At 69.8% G+C, this 15,696-nt stretch carries 19 protein-coding genes; 13 read left to right on the forward strand and 6 right to left on the reverse strand.

The genetic code is table 11. The annotated features are described in order from the left end of the window. Nucleotides 1-5: 5 nt before the first annotated feature. The 4 genes from fusA to AC07AW_RS05120 form a co-directional block, all read right to left on the reverse strand. The gene (gene fusA, locus AC07AW_RS05105) at nucleotides 6-2,135 is read right to left on the reverse strand and encodes an elongation factor G (RefSeq protein ID WP_190101712.1); all 2,130 of its coding nucleotides are present in this window, start codon (nucleotides 2,133-2,135) and stop codon (nucleotides 6-8) included. A gap of 39 nt (nucleotides 2,136-2,174) precedes the next feature. After that, nucleotides 2,175-2,645, reverse strand: a complete 471-nt coding sequence (gene rpsG, locus AC07AW_RS05110; protein ID WP_015035567.1) for a 30S ribosomal protein S7 — start codon at nucleotides 2,643-2,645, stop codon at nucleotides 2,175-2,177. Nucleotides 2,646-2,647: 2 nt separating this feature from the next. Then, entirely contained in the window at nucleotides 2,648-3,019 is a 372-nt protein-coding gene (rpsL, locus tag AC07AW_RS05115; protein WP_003948652.1) for a 30S ribosomal protein S12, read from the reverse strand. A 499-nt stretch (nucleotides 3,020-3,518) separates the two neighbouring features. Further along, a complete protein-coding gene (locus AC07AW_RS05120) occupies nucleotides 3,519-3,968 on the reverse strand; it encodes a helix-turn-helix domain-containing protein (RefSeq protein ID WP_478814086.1) in 450 nt (149 codons plus the stop codon). 252 nt (nucleotides 3,969-4,220) lie between these two features. On the opposite strand from AC07AW_RS05120, the gene AC07AW_RS05125 reads away from it, so the two are divergent. Genes AC07AW_RS05125 through AC07AW_RS05135 form a run of 3 tightly spaced genes read left to right on the forward strand, consistent with a single transcriptional unit; the run spans nucleotide 4,221 to nucleotide 5,432 of the window. Continuing rightward, nucleotides 4,221-4,496: a WhiB family transcriptional regulator gene (locus AC07AW_RS05125; RefSeq protein WP_478814087.1), complete on the forward strand. Its 276-nt coding sequence runs from the start codon at nucleotides 4,221-4,223 to the stop codon at nucleotides 4,494-4,496. Next, nucleotides 4,489-5,235, forward strand: a complete 747-nt coding sequence (locus AC07AW_RS05130; RefSeq protein WP_478814088.1) for a hypothetical protein — start codon at nucleotides 4,489-4,491, stop codon at nucleotides 5,233-5,235. The genes AC07AW_RS05125 and AC07AW_RS05130 overlap by 8 nt, the downstream gene beginning before the upstream one ends. Then, nucleotides 5,229-5,432: a MerR family transcriptional regulator gene (locus AC07AW_RS05135; protein WP_030687838.1), complete on the forward strand. Its 204-nt coding sequence runs from the start codon at nucleotides 5,229-5,231 to the stop codon at nucleotides 5,430-5,432. Before AC07AW_RS05130 ends, AC07AW_RS05135 begins: the two co-directional genes overlap by 7 nt. 58 nt (nucleotides 5,433-5,490) lie before the next feature. Here the strand turns inward: AC07AW_RS05135 and AC07AW_RS05140 are convergent, their stop codons facing one another. Beyond that, complete coding sequence (locus AC07AW_RS05140; protein ID WP_478814089.1) at nucleotides 5,491-6,315, reverse strand: ATP-grasp domain-containing protein; 825 nt, start codon at nucleotides 6,313-6,315, stop codon at nucleotides 5,491-5,493. A gap of 257 nt (nucleotides 6,316-6,572) precedes the next feature. Between AC07AW_RS05140 and AC07AW_RS05145 the strand changes: the two genes are divergently transcribed. The 4 genes from AC07AW_RS05145 (at nucleotide 6,573) to AC07AW_RS05160 (ending at nucleotide 8,505) form a co-directional block, all read left to right on the forward strand. Then, nucleotides 6,573-6,980, forward strand: a complete 408-nt coding sequence (locus AC07AW_RS05145; protein WP_478814090.1) for a hypothetical protein — start codon at nucleotides 6,573-6,575, stop codon at nucleotides 6,978-6,980. A 124-nt stretch (nucleotides 6,981-7,104) separates the two neighbouring features. Then, complete coding sequence (locus tag AC07AW_RS05150; RefSeq protein WP_392151068.1) at nucleotides 7,105-7,716, forward strand: phage tail tube protein; 612 nt, start codon at nucleotides 7,105-7,107, stop codon at nucleotides 7,714-7,716. Nucleotides 7,717-7,801: 85 nt separating this feature from the next. Beyond that, nucleotides 7,802-8,092: a hypothetical protein gene (locus AC07AW_RS05155; RefSeq protein ID WP_478814091.1), complete on the forward strand. Its 291-nt coding sequence runs from the start codon at nucleotides 7,802-7,804 to the stop codon at nucleotides 8,090-8,092. Between the two features lie 113 nt (nucleotides 8,093-8,205). Then, complete coding sequence (locus AC07AW_RS05160; RefSeq protein ID WP_478814092.1) at nucleotides 8,206-8,505, forward strand: hypothetical protein; 300 nt, start codon at nucleotides 8,206-8,208, stop codon at nucleotides 8,503-8,505. Between the two features lie 39 nt (nucleotides 8,506-8,544). Here AC07AW_RS05160 and AC07AW_RS05165 read toward each other — a convergent pair whose 3' ends face one another. Beyond that, nucleotides 8,545-9,336 carry a hypothetical protein gene (locus AC07AW_RS05165; RefSeq protein WP_478814093.1) on the reverse strand — a complete coding sequence of 264 codons (792 nt, stop codon included), beginning with the start codon at nucleotides 9,334-9,336 and terminating at the stop codon, nucleotides 8,545-8,547. 306 nt (nucleotides 9,337-9,642) lie between these two features. Between AC07AW_RS05165 and AC07AW_RS05170 the strand changes: the two genes are divergently transcribed. The 6 genes from AC07AW_RS05170 (at nucleotide 9,643) to AC07AW_RS05195 (ending at nucleotide 15,690) form a co-directional block, all read left to right on the forward strand. Then, on the forward strand, nucleotides 9,643-9,858 hold the full coding sequence (locus AC07AW_RS05170; protein ID WP_478814094.1) for a hypothetical protein: 216 nt from the start codon (nucleotides 9,643-9,645) through the stop codon (nucleotides 9,856-9,858). 93 nt (nucleotides 9,859-9,951) lie between these two features. Then, nucleotides 9,952-10,950 carry a hypothetical protein gene (locus tag AC07AW_RS05175; protein WP_478814095.1) on the forward strand — a complete coding sequence of 333 codons (999 nt, stop codon included), beginning with the start codon at nucleotides 9,952-9,954 and terminating at the stop codon, nucleotides 10,948-10,950. A 29-nt stretch (nucleotides 10,951-10,979) separates the two neighbouring features. Further along, nucleotides 10,980-12,185: a phage tail protein gene (locus AC07AW_RS05180; protein ID WP_478814096.1), complete on the forward strand. Its 1,206-nt coding sequence runs from the start codon at nucleotides 10,980-10,982 to the stop codon at nucleotides 12,183-12,185. Continuing rightward, nucleotides 12,182-13,432: a tape-measure protein gene (locus tag AC07AW_RS05185; RefSeq protein WP_478814097.1), complete on the forward strand. Its 1,251-nt coding sequence runs from the start codon at nucleotides 12,182-12,184 to the stop codon at nucleotides 13,430-13,432. The genes AC07AW_RS05180 and AC07AW_RS05185 overlap by 4 nt, the downstream gene beginning before the upstream one ends. A 101-nt stretch (nucleotides 13,433-13,533) precedes the next feature. Then, the gene (locus tag AC07AW_RS05190; RefSeq protein ID WP_478814098.1) at nucleotides 13,534-14,457 is read left to right on the forward strand and encodes a phage distal tail protein; all 924 of its coding nucleotides are present in this window, start codon (nucleotides 13,534-13,536) and stop codon (nucleotides 14,455-14,457) included. 42 nt (nucleotides 14,458-14,499) lie between these two features. Beyond that, the gene (locus AC07AW_RS05195) at nucleotides 14,500-15,690 is read left to right on the forward strand and encodes a hypothetical protein (protein WP_478814099.1); all 1,191 of its coding nucleotides are present in this window, start codon (nucleotides 14,500-14,502) and stop codon (nucleotides 15,688-15,690) included. Nucleotides 15,691-15,696: the final 6 nt, after the last annotated feature.

Genomic DNA, 15,696 nt, shown 5'->3' on the forward strand with positions numbered 1-15,696 from the left:
GAGAGTTACTCGCCCTTGGCCTTCGCGATGATCTCCTCGGCGACGTTCCGCGGAACCTCGGCGTAGGAGTCGAACTGCATCGAGTAGCTTGCGCGACCCGAGGTCTTGCTGCGGAGGTCTCCGACGTAGCCGAACATCTCCGAGAGCGGCACGAGGCCCTTCACGACGCGGGCGCCGCTGCGCTCCTCCATGGCCTGGATCTGGCCACGGCGGGAGTTGATGTCACCGATGACCTCGCCCATGTAGTCCTCGGGCGTGACGACCTCGACGGCCATCATCGGCTCAAGGATGACGGGAGAAGCCTTGCGCGCGGCCTCCTTGAAGGCCTGCGAACCGGCGATCTTGAACGCGAGCTCGGAGGAGTCGACCTCGTGGTAGGCACCGTCGAGAAGGATGACGCGGACGCCAGTCATCTCGTAGCCGGCCAGGATGCCGAACTGCATGGCCTCCTGCGCACCCGCGTCGACCGAAGGGATGTACTCCTTCGGGATGCGGCCACCGGTGACCTTGTTCACGAACTCGTAGGAGGCGTCGCCACCCTCGATGGGCTCGATCGCGATCTGCACCTTGGCGAACTGACCGGTACCACCGGTCTGCTTCTTGTGGGTGAAGTCCACGCGCTCGACGGCCTTGCGGATCGTCTCGCGGTACGCGACCTGCGGCTTGCCGACGTTCGCCTCGACCTTGAACTCGCGACGCATACGGTCGACGAGGATGTCGAGGTGAAGCTCGCCCATACCACCGATGATGGTCTGGCCGGTCTCCTCGTCCGAGTGGACCTGGAAGGAGGGGTCCTCCTCCGCGAGACGCTGGATGGCGACACCCAGCTTCTCCTGGTCACCCTTGGACTTGGGCTCGATGGCGACCTGGATGACCGGCGCCGGGAAGTCCATGGACTCCAGGATGACCGGGTTCTTGTCGTCGCACAGCGTCTCACCGGTGGTGGTCTGCTTGAGGCCCATGACGGCGACGATGTCGCCGGCGCCCACCGAGTCGATCTCCTCACGCTTGTTCGCGTGCATGCGGTAGATCTTGCCGATGCGCTCCTTCTTGCCCTTGACGGAGTTCAGCACCGCGGTGCCGGCCTCCAGGCGACCGGAGTAGATCCGGACGAAGGTGAGCTTGCCGAGGTGCGGGTCGCTCGCGATCTTGAACGCGAGGGCCGACAGCGGCTCGTCGTCGGACGGCTTGCGCTTCACGACGACCTCGGCGTCCTTGACGTCGTGGCCCTCGATGGCCTCGACGTCCAGGGGCGAGGGGAGGTAACGGACGACAGCGTCGAGCAGGGGCTGAACGCCCTTGTTCTTGAACGCGGTGCCACAGAAGACGGGGGTGACCGTCTTCTCGCCGTTGCCCTTGCCGGACGCGATGGTGATACGACGGACAGCCGCGTACAGCTGCTCCTCGGTGGGCTCGACGCCCTCGAGGAAGAGCTCCATGAGCTCCTCGTCGTTCTCCGCGACAGTCTCGACGAGCTTGGCGCGGTACTCCTCGGCCTGCTCGAGCTTGTCCGCCGGGATGTCGACGACGTCGTACATCTCACCCTTGCTGGCCTCGGCGGACCAGACAAGCGCCTTCATGCGGACCAGGTCGATGACGCCCTGGAAGTCCATCTCGGCGCCGATCGGGAGCTGCATGACGATCGGGACGGCGCCGAGGCGGTCCACGATCATGTCGACGCAGCGGAGGAACTCGGCGCCCGTACGGTCGAGCTTGTTGACGAAGCAGATGCGCGGGACGCCGTAGCGGTCCGCCTGACGCCAGACAGTCTCGGACTGGGGCTCGACACCGGCCACACCGTCGAACACGGTGACAGCACCGTCGAGCACGCGCAGCGAACGCTCCACCTCGACGGTGAAGTCGACGTGGCCCGGCGTGTCGATGATGTTGATCGTGTGATCGACATTCTCGAGCGGCCAGTGGCAGGTCGTCGCGGCAGACGTGATCGTGATGCCGCGCTCCTGCTCCTGCTCCATCCAGTCCATCGTGGCAGCGCCGTCGTGGACTTCACCGATCTTGTACGAGACACCGGTGTAGAACAGGATCCGCTCGGTGGTGGTCGTCTTGCCCGCGTCGATGTGGGCCATGATGCCGATGTTGCGCACCTTGGCCAGGTCAAGCGAAGTGGTAGCCATATCGGCTCAGTCTTCTCTCGGTCTCGATGTGGGTTGCGACTACCAGCGGTAGTGCGCGAAGGCCTTGTTGGACTCGGCCATCTTGTGCGTGTCCTCGCGCTTCTTGACGGCAGCACCGAGGCCGTTGGAGGCGTCGAGGAGCTCGTTCATGAGGCGCTCGGTCATGGTCTTCTCGCGACGGGCGCGGGAGTAACCGACGAGCCAGCGGAGGGCCAGCGTGGACGCGCGGCCCGGCTTGACCTCGATCGGCACCTGGTAGGTGGCGCCACCGACACGGCGGGACTTGACCTCGAGGGCCGGCTTGACGTTCTCGAGAGCGCGCTTCAGCGTGATGACCGGGTCCTGGCCGGTCTTCTCACGAAGACCCTCCATGGCGCCGTACACGATGCGCTCGGCGGTGGAACGCTTGCCGTCCAGCAGGATCTTGTTGATCAGCGAGGTGACAAGAGGAGAGCTGTAGACCGGGTCGATGATGACCGGGCGCTTCGGGGCGGGGCCCTTACGAGGCATTCTTACTTCTCCTTCTTGGCGCCGTAGCGGCTGCGAGCCTGCTTACGGTTCTTGACGCCCTGCGTGTCGAGGGAACCGCGGATGATCTTGTAGCGAACACCCGGCAGGTCCTTCACACGGCCACCACGCACGAGCACGATGGAGTGCTCCTGCAGGTTGTGACCCTCACCCGGGATGTAGGCCGTGACCTCGATGCCCGAGGTCAGACGCACACGCGCGACCTTACGGAGGGCCGAGTTCGGCTTCTTCGGGGTGGTCGTGAACACACGCGTGCAGACGCCGCGACGCTGAGGGGAACCCTCGAGTGCGGGCGTCTTGTTCTTCTCGACCTTGTCCTGCCGGCCCTTACGGACCAGCTGCTGGATCGTAGGCACTACTTCTCCGGTTTCTGTGTGCCGTCGGTAAAACTAACCTGGAACATTCGCCGACCCACGCGGTCGGGTGTGTCGAATCTCGCGGACCTCCGCACGGGGCGGAAAAGGCGCGGATCACGGTGGCCGATATATGACTCGCCGTGCGGTTGAGGACACGCACGGGAGCCCAGGCACACCCCAGGCACAAGGCATGAGCGTACCTATCGCATGGACTCCGGTCAAAACAAATGCCCACGCGTAGGGGCCTCCGGCGGGAGCGGGCCCGGATCGTTCCTGCACGGCAGCCCCGACCGGGCCCGGATCGGCCCTCCGCGGCGGCCCGGAGCGGGCCCGGAGCGGTGCCGCGCAAGGCCCCCCGGCCTGGCCGTGCATCGCCCCGACCCCCGGGCCGGACCCTGCGCGAGGGCGGGGCGGACCGGGCCGACCGGCCCCGGGGGACGCCCCCCGGGCCGACCCCGGGGGCATCCCCCGGCGTCGGCTCGCAGGGCGCCGTCCGGCGTCAGTCGCGGGCCGTGCGGCGGGGCTCCGCGGCCTCGCCGGCGCCCGTCACATCGGCGTCGGGCTCCAGGAACTGGGTCACGACCTTGACGAAGACGCCCATGCGCTCGTCCGGCACGCCCAGCCAGCGGGCGAAGTCCTCCATCGAGGGCTGCCAGTCGCTCGGCGGCAGCAGATCCGCCGCCATCGGAAGCTCCTCGGGGGTCACGCGCCCGGACCGGATGAGCATGTCGCGGACGGAGACGCCGAGCAGCGGGGCGATCCGGCGCATGGTCTCCAGGTCGGGCATGCTCTGCCGCTGCAGCAGGCGCGTCACGGCCGCGCGGTGGACACCGGCCTCGTCCGCGATCCGGGACTTGCCGCCGCCGCGCGGGCTGTCGATGTCGTAGCCGCGCTGTCTCATCAGGCCTTCGACCCAGCCTGCGAACTCGTCGAGCCCTTGAGTGCTCATGTGTACCGCTCCTCTTTCCCCACCCTCCGGATCCCATACCTTAGCGTGCTTGCGCGCACGGAATTACGTGCTTTCGGGCACGCAATCGTGTCGAATCGGTGAAGGGAGATCCACAAGCCTCCCGATTTTTGTTGCGCGCTCGCACGCAACGTGTAAGTCTGGCTCGCCGCCGCACTCGTCGGCCCCCTGAGCCCCAGGCGCCCCACCGGCCCCGTGGTCGGCCCGGGCGGGCCCCGGACCGTGGAGAACCTCTTGTTCCATCCCGACCCGTCCCCCTGGCAGGCCTCCGCCGCGTGCGCCGGCCTCTCCCCGTCCGTCGTCTTCGCCCGCCGCGCCAAGGAGGCGGCCCCGGCCCTGCGGGCCTGCGCCTCCTGCCCCGTGCGGAGCGAGTGCGAGACGGCGGTGGCCCCGGCCGAGAGCTACTTCGACGGCGTCTGCGCGGGCCGCCTCTGGCGCAACGGCCGCCCGGCGGACGACCGCCGCGTGGCGAAGGCCCTCGCGAAGACGGGAAGCGCCCGCCGTGACTGACCGCACCGCCGCGTCCGACCCCGCCGTCGCGCTCGTCCTGCGGGACATCGCACTCTGGACCGCCTCCCTCGTACGGCAGTTCCCCGAGCTCGCCGAGGAGCTCGCGCCCGGGCGGCGCGGGCCCGCCGGGACCGCGCCCGCGCCCTCCCCCGCCGGCCGTGACGAACTGATCCGCGAGGAGCGCCGTGAGGCGCTGCTGCTCCAGCAGCGGCACGGGCTCGCCGTCCCGGGCCACGGGGCCGCCCCGATCCGGCTGCACGTCTCCGACGCCATCCGCGACATCACCGACGGGGTGGTGGAGCTGGAGGAGGCGGTGTGCGCCCGCCTCACGCTGCCCCGCCCGCCCCGCGCCGGCGTGACCGACCGGCTCCGGCGCCTCGTGGGACTGCTCGACCCGATCGCGGCCCACCCGGACCTGGCCCGGCACGTGCGGGACGAGATCCGCCGGATGGCCCGGCGCTGCGCGCGGACGCTCGGCGACTCGGAGACGATCGTGCGGGTCTCGGGCCGCTGCCCCTGGTGCGACTCGGTGTCGCTGCGGGCGTTCCCGGACCGGCGTGCGGTGCTGTGCGTGAACCCGGCCTGTGTCTGCACGGACGAGGTGTGCGGCTGCCAGGACGACCCCGCCTACCGGCACCTGTGGCCGGAGGAGCAGTGGGAGGAGCTGTCGGAGGCGTCGGGGACCCGTACCGAAGAGATCGAGGCGGCGATGGACGATCCGAAGGAGACCTCATGCTGAGCTCGCCCGCACTGCCCACCCTGGTCCCGGGCCCGCTGGCCGCCGAGGAGGCGGGGGTGGCGCCCGCGACGATCCGCAAGTGGGTCCAGCTGGGCCATCTGCGGGCCGCGGGCCGGGCGGGCCGGGCGCAGCTCTTCCGCCTGGAGGACGTCTTCGCGGCGGAGCGACTGGCCCGCCGCCGCCCCCGTACCGCCTGACCGCCGCCCCCCTCGTACGACAAGCGCCCCGCGTCCTTCCCGGACGCGGGGCGCTTCGTCATGCTGCGAGGAAGCGGCGGAGCGAGTCGGCGAAGGCGGTGGCGAAGCGCTCGCGGGTCTCCTCGGGGACGCGGTCGAGGGAGAGGTACGGGTTGAGGTCCTCCAGCTCGACGAGGAGCAGCTCGCCGTCGGGGGCGCGGCAGGCGTCGACGCGCTGGATGCCGTGGTCGAGGGTGTTCCAGTCGACGAAGCGGCGGGCGAAGGCGAGGTCGTCGGCGGTCGGTTCGTACGGCTCCAGGACCCAGCGGCGCTCGGGGTCGGGGGCGTACAGGGCGTACTGGAAGAGGTCGTCGACGAAGTAGAAGGAGACCTCGTACCGGAAGTCGACGCGCGGCTGGACGAGGACCTCGCCGTAGGTGAGCCCGGCGAGTTCCTCGTACGGGAGGAAGCGAAGCCCTATCGAGTCGGCGCCGGCCTTGGGCTTGACCGCGTACCGCTCGGCCTCGGGCAGGCGGGGGAGGTCCTCGGGCCGGTCGACGGTGGGGATGACGGGGAATCCGGCGGCGGTGAGGTCGAGGAGGTACTGCTTGCCGGCCATGTCGCCGCAGCCGTGGAGGGGGTTGTAGACGCGGGTGCCGCGGGCCAGGGCCTGCTCGCGGAAGGCCTCGTACTCCTGCTGGTAGCCGAGGACCGGGCCGCTGTTGCGGACGACGACGGCGTCGAAGCCGTCCATGAGGGCGGCGGCGTCGAGCGGGTGACAGAGCGCCAGGTCGAAGCTCTCGCGGAGCCGGGCGGTGAGGCGGACGTCCTCGTCGCCGTAGCGCCGGCCCCGGGCCGGGTAGGCGAGGTCGGTCACGTAGAGCAGGCGGGGGCGGGCGGACACGGGGCGGCTCCTGGGTCGGGGCCGTTCAACCTATCGGGCGGCCGGTGGTTCGAGCCTCGGACCCAGAACTAGTTGCGCGCGCGCACGCTCCCTGTCACAGTTGGTGCAGCGGCGGAGCTGTGCCCGCGAGACGGGCCGCAGTCTCCGCCGCACGCCGTCCGGGAGCGCTCCGCGCCCCCGCCCCTCCCCCGCGTCGAGCGCCCCGGACGGCCCCCGCACCGCCCGTCCCGCCTCCCCTTCTCCCGAGGAGAACCGTCATGACCACTCCCCCGAGTGCGTTCCCGGACGTCGAGAAGCTGGTCGTCGACGTCCTCAAGGCCGACCCGGCGATGGCCGGCATCACGGTCGCCGTCCAGGCGCCGGCCGGCTTCGACGGCACGCAGAACGCCGTCCTGGTGAACCGCCGCGGCGGCGCCTGGATCGGCGACCTGCACGTCGACAAGCCGCTGATCGAGTTCGAGGTGTACGGGCCGACCAAGAACGCGGCCCACGTCCTCGCCAACGCCGCCCGGCGGGCCCTGCTCGCCACCATCGGCAAGCAGCTCGGCGCCACCTTCGTCAGCGACGTCGAGGAGCAGGACGGGCCGCGCTGGATGCCCGACTACCTCTACCGGGGCGCCAACCGCTACCTCTGCGTCATCCAGCTCTCGCTGAACGTCTTCTAGACCCCCGCGTCCTCAAGACCCAGCGACCCACAGACCAGGCCTCGCCGTTCGGCGGGGCCTTTGCCGTACCCGGACCCGATGTCCGGGCACCGGCAGCCCTCACAAAACAAGGAGAAGAACCACCATGGCAGGAAACAACTCCGCCGAGATCCGCGTCGCAGGCATCGGCAAGCTCTACGTCGCCGACGCCGGCACCTCCCTCCCCGCCACCTTCGGCACGGACTCCGCCGCCGACTGGTCCGGCGCGGGCTGGAAGGACCTCGGCTTCACCTCCGGCGACGGCGTCACGTTCTCGAAGAAGGACAAGCTGGAGGCCATCGACTCGTGGCAGTCGGTCTCCCCGGTCCACTACATCTACTCGAGCCGTGACCTGTCGCTGAAGTTCTCGCTGCTCCAGTTCAACGAGGACACGCTGCCGTTCTTCATGGGCGGTGACGCGGTGAAGGCCGAGCCGACCCCGGCGGTCGACACCTACCGGTACGAGATCGCCGAGCGTCCGTTCTCGGACGTCCGCGCCCTCGGCCTGGAGTTCACCGACGTCAAGGCCGGTGGCACGACCGCGGTGAAGTACCGCTTCATCATCCCGCGCGGCCAGGTCACCGCCACGGACGACATCAAGCTGGCCCGCAAGGCGGCCTCCCAGCTGGGCGTCACCTTCACCGCCATGTCGAAGGGCGACGGCAAGCCGCTGGCGACCTTCCTCATGAAGGACAGCCAGTACTCCGCGACCGTCTGATCCTTCTCCACCCGGGGCGGGACGGCGCACCGCCGTCCCGCCCCACCCCTCTCCTCACTCACTCGAACAAGGAGTACGCATCACCATGGCCCGTTTCGACGTCAACGCCGCCCGCGCCCAGCGACAGGAGGCCCACGGTCGCAAGTGGTCCTTCGAGCTGGACGGCGAGGCCTACACCCTTCCGACCGAGCTGAGCCGCGCCTCCGCCAAGGCGCTGCGCAAGCTCGACGACAACGACGTGGACGGCCTGCTCGCACTCCTGATGGGTGAGGAGCAGTTCGCGCGCTTCGAGCAGCACGACGTGACCATGCAGGACATCGCCGCCATCCTGGAGGCCTACGGCAAGGAGACCGGGCTCGGCCTGGGGGAAGACTGAGCCTCGTCGAGTTCGTCGACGAACACGCCGAGGCCCTTGAGGCGGACCTGCTCCGCTACTACGCCACCGATCTCCTCGACTGGCACCGGGGCGAGCTGTCCAGCCGGCGCCTGATGGTGCTGATCAAGCACCTTCCGGCGGACGGCGCGGTACAGCGCGAGCTCCACGGGGAGTCGGCCGAGTGGTCGCTCTCCGACCATCTGCTCGCCGCGGCCGTGGACCATCTGGCCGCGGCCAACTGGATGTTCCAGTGCGTCAACACGGGTGAGGACGACGAGACTCCTGATCCGCCGAAGCCCGTTCCCCGTCCGGGCCTCACGGACGAGGACGACGAGGAGCAGGGCGGGGAGTCCGTGGAGGAGAGTGCCCGTGCGGCGGTCTCCCCCTCGGCCCTCGCCCGCTTCTTCGGCTGACACCCGCCAAGGCCCCCCGGCCCCCGGCGCCCGCTCCCTTCAGGAAGCGGGCTCCGGGGGCGCTTCCTGTGCTCGCTCGGCGGCCAGCTCCTCCTCCAGGCTCCTGGCCCGTTCGGAGAGCCGGCGGCCGCGCCGCTCGGGGGTGCCCCCGGCCTGGCCGGGTACGCCGCTGAGCGGGGGCACGATCGGGCGGCCGCCCTTGCCGCGGACGACCTTCCGCACCGGCTGGACGTTCCTGCGGGGGCGGCTCTCCTGGGCGGTCACCCGCACGTCCGCCTCGGACTCCGGCTCGGGTGCGGGTTCGGAGGCGGGCTCCGGCTCGGCTTCGAACAGCGGAGCGGGTGTCGGTACGGGCGCGGGCTCCGGCTCGTACTCCTCGTACTCCGGCTCGGGGCGCTGTTCGAACCGCTCGCGCTCCCGGCGCACGCGTTCCTCGGCCTTGACCACCGCGGCCGGGGGTTCCAGGAGCCGGGCGAAGGGCAGCTCGATCACCCGGGCGCCGTCCTGGTGGGCGGAGTCCGTGCGTCGCTGCGGGCGCCGTATTCCACGCGCGTCACCCTGACCCTGCGCGTAGGCGTCGGCGACGCGCCGCTCGTACTCCCTGCGGATGCGCGGGAGTTCGTCGGAGACGGCCTCGGCCCAGCCGGCGGTGAACGCGGCGGTCTCGCGGCGGTCCACCTCGGCGCGGGGCAGCACGACGAGGTCCTCCGGGGCGTACCCGGCGACGTGGACGAGTTCAGCGAGCCGAGCGAAGAGGTGAGGCAGATCAGGGTGGGATTCGAGCCAGTCGATGACCTGCTCGCGCCGGTTAGCGCCCGGCTCCGTGTCCATGCGTCAACACTGCCTTCCAACCCCCTGGGGTCCCCACGCGCCCCTCGCGCCCCCCGGCCCCCCGAATAAGTCAGGTCCAGGGAACGCGCCTTCCAGGGTACCCCGGTCGAGCAGAAGCTCTGTTCGAGGACCAAGTCCCCTGGGGAACCCGCAGGAAGACACGCCGTCAGGCGTTTCCCGCTCGACAAACATCGAACAGTTGTTCCACACTCTGTTCGCACAGTAGTTCGAACACGTGGTGCCCCCGCTCCTCACTCCGCGGCGCCGCCACACACGCACGGGCAAGCAACCGGAAGGCAGGCGTCCATGACTCAGCAGGCCGAGGCATCCCGACCGCACATCCCGCTCCAGGACCGCCTCCGCCAGCTCCTCGACGGACCCGTCGCCCTCGACAAGAGAGCGCTGCTCGGCACGCTGTACGCCGAGGTCAGCCGCTACGAGACCCTCGCGTACACGGCGGGCTGGAACGACGCCCTCGCGACGATGCGCCGCGGTGCCCGCCGGGACGAGGGCGCCGTGTAGCCGCGCCGGCTGCCCCCACACGAACGAGCCCCTGCCGGGACCGGCGGGGGCTTTTCGGCGCTTGGCCGTCACCGGCCGGAAGCGGAGCAAACCATGGCAGAGAAGACAACAGAGGAACTCTCGATCCAGATCGCCGGCCTCGGCCACAAACTCCGGATCGTGGACGGGGGCTGGCTGCCCTCCACCAACTGGCTCAGAGACAACCTGATCGTCCCGGACTTCAAGACGAAGTTCGAGGAGATGTACCAGGAGCTCCACAAGGAGAAGTCGTCCGAGCTCCTGGAGGCCGCCGGCCTGGACGGTCTCGGCGCCGCGGTCGAGAAGTTCCACGAGAACAACGAGAACGCGCCCCAGTACCTCGCGGCGGCCATCGGAGCCACGCTGATCCCGGTGATCGGCCTGATGCTCGTGGCCAACCTCACCAACGTGCAGCGGGCCATCCAGGGGGCCGTCCTCAACGGCATCTCGAGGATCACCGGCCTCTTCCCGCGAGGCCTCATCCTGGCCATGAACGAAGGCGGGACCCTCCCCACCTTCCAGGACCGCAATGTCGTCAACGCCCGGGAGCAGGCCCGCACCGCCGGCCTCGCCGGCCTGGGCAACGTCCCGGACCCGACGACGCTGGAACCCCTGCGCCTCAAGCTCGTCGAACTCAACGCGCAGATCGGGCCGTTCAACGCCGAGATACGCAAAATTCCGAGCGCCCGCTCCATCACCAAGACCGCCGGCGCCATAGACAAGATCAACGCGGCCGTCACAGCCTCCAACATCACCAAGATGGGGCAACTCACGGACGCGCTGGAGAAGTTCGACCCCGCGAAGACACCGGACCACCGCGAGCTCGACAAGATCAACAAGACCGTCGGCAAGTCCAACCCCACCAAGATGACGGAGCTCGCCAAGGCGGTCGGCAAGCTCTCCGGCGCCCAGCGGCACTTCCAGCCGCGGAACCTCCCGGACGCCACGACCCTGCGGACCACCGCCGGCGCCGCCAGCGCCCTCGCCGACGCGGGCAGGAACGTCGCCCAGGCGTTCAACGACCTCAAGCTGGCCGCTCACCGCGCCGCCCAGGAAATCGCCCCCACCACCTGATCCCCACCCCCCTCGGAAGGAGGTAACCCATGTCTCTCTTCAGTGCCTCGAAGAAGGCCGCCGACACCCTGCGCAACCTCAAGACGCAGGCCTCCGGCGCCGCCGGCGACATCAAGAAGGTCGGGGACGCCGGCAACGGCGCGTCCGGCCAGCTGAAGAACCTCAAGGCGGGCGCCGACGGCGCCGGCGGTCAGCTCAAGAACCTCAAGACCGCCTCGGACAACGCCGAGAAGGCCATGACGAAGGCCGGCAAGACCGGTGAGACCGCCGGGACCAAGCTCGGCAAGTACGAGTCCGGCGCGGGCAAGGCGTCCAAGGGCCAGGACAAGCTCAACAAGTCGATGAAGGGCAATCTCCTCGCCCGCCTCGTCGAGCTCTTCATGCCTCTCATCGAGAAGGTCGTCGAGATGGCGATGCAATCGAAGACGATGCAGAAGATCATCAAGAAGGCCTTCGACGCCATCAAGGTCGTGATCAGCGCCGTCATGAAGGCGATCGGCCCGATCATGAAGCAGGCCGGACAGCTGATCAAGAAGGTCTGGGACGGCATCAAGAAGGCCATCTCCCTCGTGGTCAAGGCCGTCGCCACCGTCATCAAGACCTACGTGAACATCTGGAAGACGGTCATCACCACGGTGATGAAGGCGATCAAGACGGTCATCAGCGCCGTCTGGAACGGCATCAAGTCCGTCATCACCCCGGTGGTCAACTGGATCAAGACCGCGATCCCCAACGCCTTCACCGCCGTCAAGGACAAGATGTCCTCCATCTGGAACGGCCTCAAGGACATCGCGTCCCGGGCGTTCGAGGGCATCAAGAGCGGTGTGTCCGGCCCGGTCAACGCCGTCATCGGCCTGATCAACCGCATGATCAACGCGGTCAACGGCGTCAAGGTCAGCGTCCCCGGCTGGGTCCCGATCGTCGGCGGCAAGACCTTCGGCGTGCACATCCCGACCATCCCGATGCTCGCTACCGGTGGTGTCGTCATGCCCCGCAGCGGCGGTGTCCCGGCGATCCTCGCCGAGGCCGGCGAGGCCGAGGCCGTCCTGCCGCTCTCCAAGCTGGACCGCCTGCTCGCCATGACCGCCCGCCGCGCCCGGATGACGGCGCAGCTCCAGACGGGCAACGGCGGCGGCGGTGCCGGGCTGCACATCGAGCACTACCACGCGGCCCGTAACAGCGACCCGCAGTCCACGGCCGACGCGCTGATGTACCTGGCGAAGGCACGCGGATGAGTGCCGTCGCGGCCTTCCCGAACCCGTTCCGCCGCGCCCTGCCGGCGGTGACCTCCCTCAGGCGGGGCCTCGGCCAGGCGAGCGACGGACTGAAGCGGCTCCGGCAGGACGCGCAACGGGCGTCCGGCGGCCTCGACAGGTTCGCCGACGGGCTCCGTACGGCAGGCACCCCCGTACGCACCATCGGCAGGAACGCGTCCGGCGCCGTCGGCTCCGTACGCCGCATCCAGCGATCCCGGGCCGCGAACGGATTCCGGCGCATCGGCGTCGCGGCGGGCAAGGCGGGGACCGTGGCCGGGCTCTTCGCCGGCCCCGCCGTCGGCATGCTCCTGGAGATGATCCTCCCGCTGCTGCCCTTCGTCGACACGCTCACCAAGCTGATGGACACCTACGGCACGGTGATGGAGATCGCCTCCGTCGCCATGACCGGCGTCAACCTCGCCATGCGCGGCAACCCGCTCGGCTTCCTCGCCGGCATCCTCGTCCCGGTCGCCGCGTGGCTCATCGAGTACGCGATGCAGACCGAGACCGGGCAGCGGATCATGAAGCAGGTCTTCCAGGCGGCCCTCAAGGGCTTCCAGGCGGTCTGGAAGTTCCTGCAGCCGGTCCTGAAGGCGATCGGCCAGGCGGTCTCGATCTACTTCAAGGCCTACCTGACCGTCTTCACCACCTTCCTGAAGATCATCGGGGACGCCGTCAACGGCTTCTCCCACGTCCGCTCCTCCGTCACCTCCGCCACCAACGCCCTGCGCGGCATCGCCTCGAGCACCATCGGCGGCATCAAGGGCGCGATCCACCCGTTCCTGTCCTTCTTCACCGACAAGATCCCGGGCTTCTTCCGGCACGCCAAGGACGCCGTCGGCAAGGCCCTGCACGGCATGGGCGAGCTGATCAAGGGCGCCCTGACCGCCGTGCTCGGCGTCGTCAAGGGCCCGATCAACGGGCTCATCGCCTTCGCCAACTGGATCATCGACGGGCTCAACAAGCTGAGCTTCGACTTCCTCGGCAAGCACTTCGGCGTCGACATCGACAAGATCCCGATGCTCGCCGAGGGCGGTGTCGTCTTCCCCGGCGCCGACAGCGCGCCGCGCATCGACCCGCTCACCGTCCTCGAACAGCGGCGCGTCCCGGCCCTCACCGAGGCTCCCCGGCAGCCCCACCGCATCACGGAGTTCCACGAGGATCCGGGCGCCGGCCCGCGGTCGACCGCCGAGGACCTGCTCTTCCTCCTCGCCGCCCATGCGTGAAGCCCCTCTCGCCCGAAAGCCCAAAAGCTCGACGGCTCGACAGCCCGTCAGAAGCCCGTCCGCCCCGCCCGACAGCCCCTCAGAAGTGAGGTGACGGCCCCATGGCCGAGACCACAACCACATACGCCGGAAGCACCCTCACCGCCGACCTCGCGCCCGGCTCACTGATCACCCAGGACGGGCAGATCCAGTGGGCCGGGCTTCTCATCGGCCCCGGTACGCCGTTCAACGTCGACCGCTCCGGTCTCCAGGGCTGGGAGGACCTGCCCGAGTACGACTCCTCCGACGCCGACCGGCCCACCTCGCACGGCGCCTGGCCCGGCTCCCGCTACGCCAAGCCGCGCAAGATCACCGGCACGATCGTGCTGATGCCGGAGTACTCCGGCACGGCCGAGGCCATCCGCGCCCTGCGCCAGTCGCTCGCCCTGCTAGACGAGGAGCGCTGGCTCACCGTCCGGCTGCACGGCGAACTCCTCGCCGTACGCGCCCGGATCGCCCAGCGCGTGGTCCCCGCCGACCAGGGCTTCGCCACCCAGGGCAGCTCCAAGATGTCGATCCAGTGGCTGGCCTCCGACCCGCGCCGCTACAGCGTCAACGAGCAGGCCGCCTCCACCACTCCCCCGCAGCCGGAGTCCGGCCTGACCTGGCCGCTGACCTGGCCGCTCAGCTGGGGCCAGGCCAAGTCCACCGGTGACGCCGTCGCCGAGAACACCGGCTCCGCCGCCACCCACCCGGTGATCGTCTTCCGCGGCCCCTGCTCCATGCCGACCGTCACCGAGCGGGTCTCCAAACGCCGGCTGCGGTACGCGATCGACCTCGCCGCCGGCGACGAGCTGGTCGTCGACACCGCCAACGGCACGGTGATGCTCAACAACACCGCCTCCCGCCGCCACACCGCGATGGCCGACTCCAGCCCCGAGGAGCTGTTCCTCCTCGAACCGGGCCGTACGGAGCTGTCGTTCCGTCCGGACGCGTCCACCTCCGACGCGCTGATGACGGTCCGCTGGCGCAGCGCCGAGTGGTGACCGAAGCCCCCGACCGCCCCTCCCGGAAGAGGTGAACACCCCATGACCGTACGAGCCGCCTGGCTCCAGTCCACGGGCCAGACCCGAGAGGACACCCGGATCGCGCTGTCCGCGCTGCTCACCCCCAGCAGCGCGAACGCCACCGCGCCCGCCCTGCGTTCGCGGCCCGGCATCGTGCCGGGCGGCTTCGTGCTGACCGGCAGCTCCGCGATGCAGTGCACCATCGGCACGGGCCGGGCCGTCGTCCAGGGCAACGACACCGCCCAGGGCGCGTACATGATCGCGGTGACCGCGCCCGAGACGCTCACCATCGCCGACGGCGACCCGCAGTACGGCCGGATCGACATGATCGAACTGGCCGTGCTCGACGACGCCTACGACAATTCGGGCTCCACCGACGCCGTGATCCGGCTGATCAAGGGCGCGCCCGCGGCCACCCCGGTGGTCCCGTCCTCCGGCCCCGGCAGCTCCTTCCCGCTCTACACGATCTCCGTGCCGGCCGGCACATCGGCCGGCACCGGCGGCATCGGCTGGACCTCCGGCGCCGTCACCACCAAGCACTATCCGATGACGGCGCTCGGCGGCATCATGCCGACCAGCGGTTTCAACGGCGTGTACGCCGGCCAGTACCGCGACGTCGCGGGCCAGCTCCAGCGCTGGGACGGCAGCCTCTGGGCCGGGTACCCGAAGGCGATCGGCGGCATCGCGCCCAACGGCACGATGACGACCGGCGGCTACACCGGCCAGTACCGCGACAACGCCGGCATCCTGCAGCGCTGGGACGGCGCGGCCTGGCAGTACGCCGAGGGCAAGGCGGCCGTCCTGTTCAGCGTCTCGCAGACGTCGATGCAGAGCGTGCCGGCCGGCACCTGGACGCCGATCACCCTGAACAACGTCGACATCGACGACTTCACCGGCTGGAACGGCACCGACAGCTTCGTCGTCCCGCGCACCGGCTGGTGGCGGGTCTCCGGCCACATCGCCTGGAACGGCGACTCCACCACCGGCGTGCGCGGCGCCCGCATCCACCTCGGCGGCGTCGGCGTCCCCCGGATGACGTGGCTGACCCAGGCGTCCACCGGCGCCGTCACCGTCGGCGGCGAGGGCCTCATCAAGCTCACCGCGGGCAACGTCCTGCAGCTCGCCGGCTACCACAACCACACCGCCGCCGTCCGCACCCTCGGCGGCTCGGGCTACTACAGCGCCCTGACCGCCCAGTGGATCAGGTCCTGACCGCCC

The sequence above is a fragment of the Streptomyces sp. NPDC044003 genome (genome assembly GCF_056435185.1).

Coding starts and splice junctions, on each gene's coding strand:
- AC07AW_RS05180 (WP_478814096.1), top strand. CDS start 10,980: ATGTCTCTCTTCAGTGCCTCGAAGAAGGCCGCCGACACCCTGCGCAAC.
- AC07AW_RS05195 (WP_478814099.1), top strand. CDS start 14,500: ATGACCGTACGAGCCGCCTGGCTCCAGTCCACGGGCCAGACCCGAGAG.
- AC07AW_RS05170 (WP_478814094.1), top strand. CDS start 9,643: ATGACTCAGCAGGCCGAGGCATCCCGACCGCACATCCCGCTCCAGGAC.
- AC07AW_RS05135 (WP_030687838.1), top strand. CDS start 5,229: ATGCTGAGCTCGCCCGCACTGCCCACCCTGGTCCCGGGCCCGCTGGCC.
- AC07AW_RS05185 (WP_478814097.1), top strand. CDS start 12,182: ATGAGTGCCGTCGCGGCCTTCCCGAACCCGTTCCGCCGCGCCCTGCCG.
- AC07AW_RS05155 (WP_478814091.1), top strand. CDS start 7,802: ATGGCCCGTTTCGACGTCAACGCCGCCCGCGCCCAGCGACAGGAGGCC.
- AC07AW_RS05165 (WP_478814093.1), bottom strand. CDS start 9,336: ATGGACACGGAGCCGGGCGCTAACCGGCGCGAGCAGGTCATCGACTGG.
- AC07AW_RS05190 (WP_478814098.1), top strand. CDS start 13,534: ATGGCCGAGACCACAACCACATACGCCGGAAGCACCCTCACCGCCGAC.
- AC07AW_RS05145 (WP_478814090.1), top strand. CDS start 6,573: ATGACCACTCCCCCGAGTGCGTTCCCGGACGTCGAGAAGCTGGTCGTC.
- AC07AW_RS05120 (WP_478814086.1), bottom strand. CDS start 3,968: ATGAGCACTCAAGGGCTCGACGAGTTCGCAGGCTGGGTCGAAGGCCTG.
- AC07AW_RS05160 (WP_478814092.1), top strand. CDS start 8,206: ATGGTGCTGATCAAGCACCTTCCGGCGGACGGCGCGGTACAGCGCGAG.
- rpsG (WP_015035567.1), bottom strand. CDS start 2,645: ATGCCTCGTAAGGGCCCCGCCCCGAAGCGCCCGGTCATCATCGACCCG.
- fusA (WP_190101712.1), bottom strand. CDS start 2,135: ATGGCTACCACTTCGCTTGACCTGGCCAAGGTGCGCAACATCGGCATC.
- AC07AW_RS05150 (WP_392151068.1), top strand. CDS start 7,105: ATGGCAGGAAACAACTCCGCCGAGATCCGCGTCGCAGGCATCGGCAAG.
- AC07AW_RS05175 (WP_478814095.1), top strand. CDS start 9,952: ATGGCAGAGAAGACAACAGAGGAACTCTCGATCCAGATCGCCGGCCTC.